We start from the raw sequence: 3,845 nt of genomic DNA on the forward strand, positions 1-3,845 counted from the left end.
AATAACTAATAACTCATAACTCATAACTCATAACTAATACCTAATAACTAATAACCCATAACTCATAACTCATAACTAATACCTAATAACTAATAACTCATAACTGATAACTAATACCTAATAACTAATAACTAATAACTGATAACTGATAACTAATAACTGATAACTAATAACCAATAACTAATAACTGATAACTGATAACTAATAACTAATAACTGATAACTGATAACTAATAACTAATAACTGATAACTGATAACTAATAACTAATAACTGAAATGATACTCCCTTGGATAGTTTTATTAATGAAAAACAACAACGTCTACTCACAACTGTATTTTATAGTAGTGCTGAAATACCTATAAATTTTCCTTTTATTGTTGCTGCAAATGTCAGTTTATTCAGTCACATTCGAGATTTAGGAATTGTGCCTGATGTGTTATTAAGTTTGAATATTATTGACAGTAAAAAATGGCGGGAAAGAAATGTTCGTTCTTATTTATTCTGGGAATTTGGCAAACCACCAGATATAGTAATTGAAATTGTTTCTCCTACTCCCGGCAATGAATTAGGAAGTAAATTAACAGACTATGCTCAGTTTCAGGGTATTTCTTATATTCCCAAAAATGATACTTGGTTTGCCCATGTGAATTTGGGATTAATATTATGTCCGGATAAGAGCGTGATGAAAAAACTTATCCTCTTGCTTCAACAGTAAATCTTTCTATTTTCCCTACTCCCCTACTCCCCTACTCCCCTACTCCGCCGCTCCCCTACTATCTTAATCATAAGTATTCAACCAGACATGATATAACTCTGTGAAATGGTGTATTTGAAAATCTTAACGGTACTTGGTTGCGGTGGTGTGATGCTGATGGAAATGTAATTAAAACCGGGGCTGAATTATACCATTTTGAAAAAAGAATGTTACCAATAATAACAACTATTAAAAGGTTTTACAGTAAATGTTTATTTGACAAAAAAGACGATTATAACATAAAAAATAGTCTCAAATTTATTCATTCTGACTCCTGTACGGGCGATTCGCGTTTGCGCAGCATTCCGTAGGAAATCGCCCCTACCTCTCCTGACTCCTAAGCAGTAACCTAAATATTTGTAGCGAAGATTTATCAATTTGGTATTAGCAGTAGAAAAAAATCTTGAAATCTTCCAAAAAGATACTCAAATTAAACAGGCACTATTATTGACAATTGAAATAGGATTAAAACTCAAGTTTAGTGATGAAGGTATGGCGATTTTCTTTGAGATTTCAGAAATAAATGATGTGAAATTATTAGAGGCTATTGTTTCTCAAATTCCCAATCTTGCCTCCACAGATGAATTGCAAAAACTGTATTCTGAATAATATCAAATTTACCCAAAAACTAAGGTTTCAACCGTCTCCTATATGGGAGGAAAAAAGAAAAAATTTTCCTTTTAAACAATCTTATTCTTTTGACAAAGAGGTAATTATTAATTGTTATATAGAATCCTGTTAAATACTTATCGTATCGCTCTAGGAGTCAGGAGTCGTAGGGGCGATTTCCTACGGAATACTTCGTAAACGCGTTTGCAGAGCATTCCGTAGGAAATCGCCCGTACAGGAGTCAGGAGAAAGAAAAGATTTAGAACTCAGAAGTCAGGAGTCAGCAGAAAGAAAAGATTTAGAGCATGAATTTTTAAATTCGCCCACGCTAGAAAATCTGTATTAAGAGAAAGTAATTTTGCGATTACTGTATAACCGGATTTTATATTATAGCAACAGCCAGGGCGATTAGGACATAGACTGATGATGAATCAAAGACCACGGAAACACTTTTCCAACTGTTCCCTGTTCCCTGTTCCCTGTTCCCTGCTATAATTATTAATTATTAATTGTTAATTATTAATTATTGAAAAATTAGCCAGGGGTGAATTAACGTGTAATATCAACTATTAAACCCACCTCCTGGCAAACCTACTTTATAACTTTATTCTTCCAACCAAACAGAAACCGAGCCACCATTACAACGAAACTCTGCCCAACCCCACTCATTAGTATAAATAGGTTCCTGAATATGTTCGGTGAGGTCATAAAATTTAGCGTTTGGTTTTCCCACTTCCATCCATTTGTAACCTGGAACGTTGTCACTCATAATTACAGCCATTGCTTTGGGATGTTCCTCATTACCCAAACGAGTCCAACCTACAGTATTGTAATGATCGAAATAATCATATTGTGCCCCATAAGCATAATATTTCCGGGCAAAAAGTAACTTATCAATTATCCAGCGGTGGGAAGGTAAGAAAATATTGTAACGGTTGCCATCTTTCCCATAATCTTCATACTCTGCGCCATAATAGTCAGCATAAAAAACACAAGGATATCCTTCACGACGCAACAAAATAATAGCATAAGCTAAAGGCTTAAACCAAGGTTCAACAGGAGCCTCCAATGCTTGTAAAGGTTGAGAGTCATGGTTTTCCACAAAAGTCACAGCATTGACCGGACGTTCCTGCATCAAAGTACCATTGAGAATATAACGCATATCATAATGTCCGCCTGCCTTACTCGCATAATAAAAGTTGTAATGTAGAGGAACATCAAACACAGACATTCTGCCACCAACCGAATTAATATACCAGTGTAACGTACCAATATCGTTGTACCAATATTCCCCCACCATAAATAAATCCTTCTGAAAATGATGTTCTAATACATCTATCCACAGAGGAAAAAACCAAGATGAAATATGTTTGATAGCATCTAGACGGAAACCATCGACTCCCGTAGTTTCTATATACCACTTACCCCAACGTATCACTTCATCCCGAACTTCTTTACTCTGGAAGTCAACATCAGCTCCCATTAGGTAAGCAAAATTTCCTTTCTCCAACGCCACATAATCATCAAAACTTTTCCCTTCAAATAGATATATAGTATTTTGTTCCTTGCTATAGTCATCATAATCAACCGCATCAAAATGCCACCAATGCCACTCAAAGTCAGAATACTTTTTTTGCCGACCAGGAAACGGAAAATGAGTATAACCTTTAACATCACGCATTCCACCCTTGGGATGAATGCGGTCATCCTTAGAAAAAGGAGTAGCTTTAACAATTTCTGTTCCATCAGCACCCATGCGGTGATTCAGAACTCCATCAGCATAGACATCAATACCAACATTGTGTAGAGCTTGAATAGCATCTAGATATTGTTGGCGATCGCCATATTTTGTTCTAACCGTACCTTTTTGGTCAAATTCCCCCAGGTCATACATATCGTAAACCCCATATCCCACATCATAAGTCCCCCCAATACCTTTGTAAGCTGGTGGTAACCACATAGCAGTAAAGCCTACATCTGCTAATTCTTGGGCCTTACTTTTTACTTCATTCCACAGGATCAGATTTGGGTCAATATACCAGTGGAAATATTGCATCATTACGCCATTAATTGCTGCCATTTTGGGAAATCCTGATAATTGCCAATATAATTATGGCTTTTTAGTAGAGGTGAGGCAATAGTATTTGTGTAGTTAGATATTTGGGGCAGATTTATTTTATCTGGTAGTTAAACTCGTTAATTTAAACTACAACTCGCCCCTACTATTGCAACATTTTAGCTGAGACAATCTACTACTAGACCGACACAGCTAAAATGATACTTGAGGAAAATTGCTTAAACCTTTGTAAATTCAAGCTTTTCCCCAAAATATATTCCACTATTTTAGCTGAGACAATCCACTACTAGACCGACACCCCTAAAAATGTAGGTTGGGTAGAGCAGTAGCGAAACCCAACACCAGAATTGTTAAATACCTTTAAGAGCTTATACCATTTCTCAAAAACTTTATCTATTTCAGAG

At 35.7% G+C, this 3,845-nt stretch carries 3 protein-coding genes; 2 read left to right on the forward strand and 1 reads right to left on the reverse strand.

Going from position 1 to position 3,845, the window contains the following annotated elements:
- Positions 1–287 precede the first annotated feature (287 nt).
- Both ACP6PK_RS11020 and ACP6PK_RS11025 read left to right on the forward strand, forming a co-directional pair.
- Positions 288–716 (forward strand): Uma2 family endonuclease, encoded by a 429-nt coding sequence (locus ACP6PK_RS11020; protein ID WP_426559642.1) that lies wholly within the window; start codon positions 288–290, stop codon positions 714–716.
- Positions 717–1,133: 417 nt separating this feature from the next.
- Entirely contained in the window at positions 1,134–1,364 is a 231-nt protein-coding gene (locus tag ACP6PK_RS11025) for a hypothetical protein (RefSeq protein ID WP_426559643.1), read from the forward strand.
- A gap of 604 nt (positions 1,365–1,968) precedes the next feature.
- On the opposite strand, the gene ACP6PK_RS11030 is transcribed toward ACP6PK_RS11025, so the two are convergent.
- Positions 1,969–3,444 carry an alpha-amylase gene (locus ACP6PK_RS11030; RefSeq protein ID WP_426559644.1) on the reverse strand — a complete coding sequence of 492 codons (1,476 nt, stop codon included), beginning with the start codon at positions 3,442–3,444 and terminating at the stop codon, positions 1,969–1,971.
- Positions 3,445–3,845 lie beyond the last annotated feature (401 nt).

It is taken from the genome of Dapis hubbardiae BLCC-M172, from assembly GCF_050016015.1.
Taxonomy (GTDB): Bacteria; Cyanobacteriota; Cyanobacteriia; order Cyanobacteriales; family Microcoleaceae; genus Trichodesmium.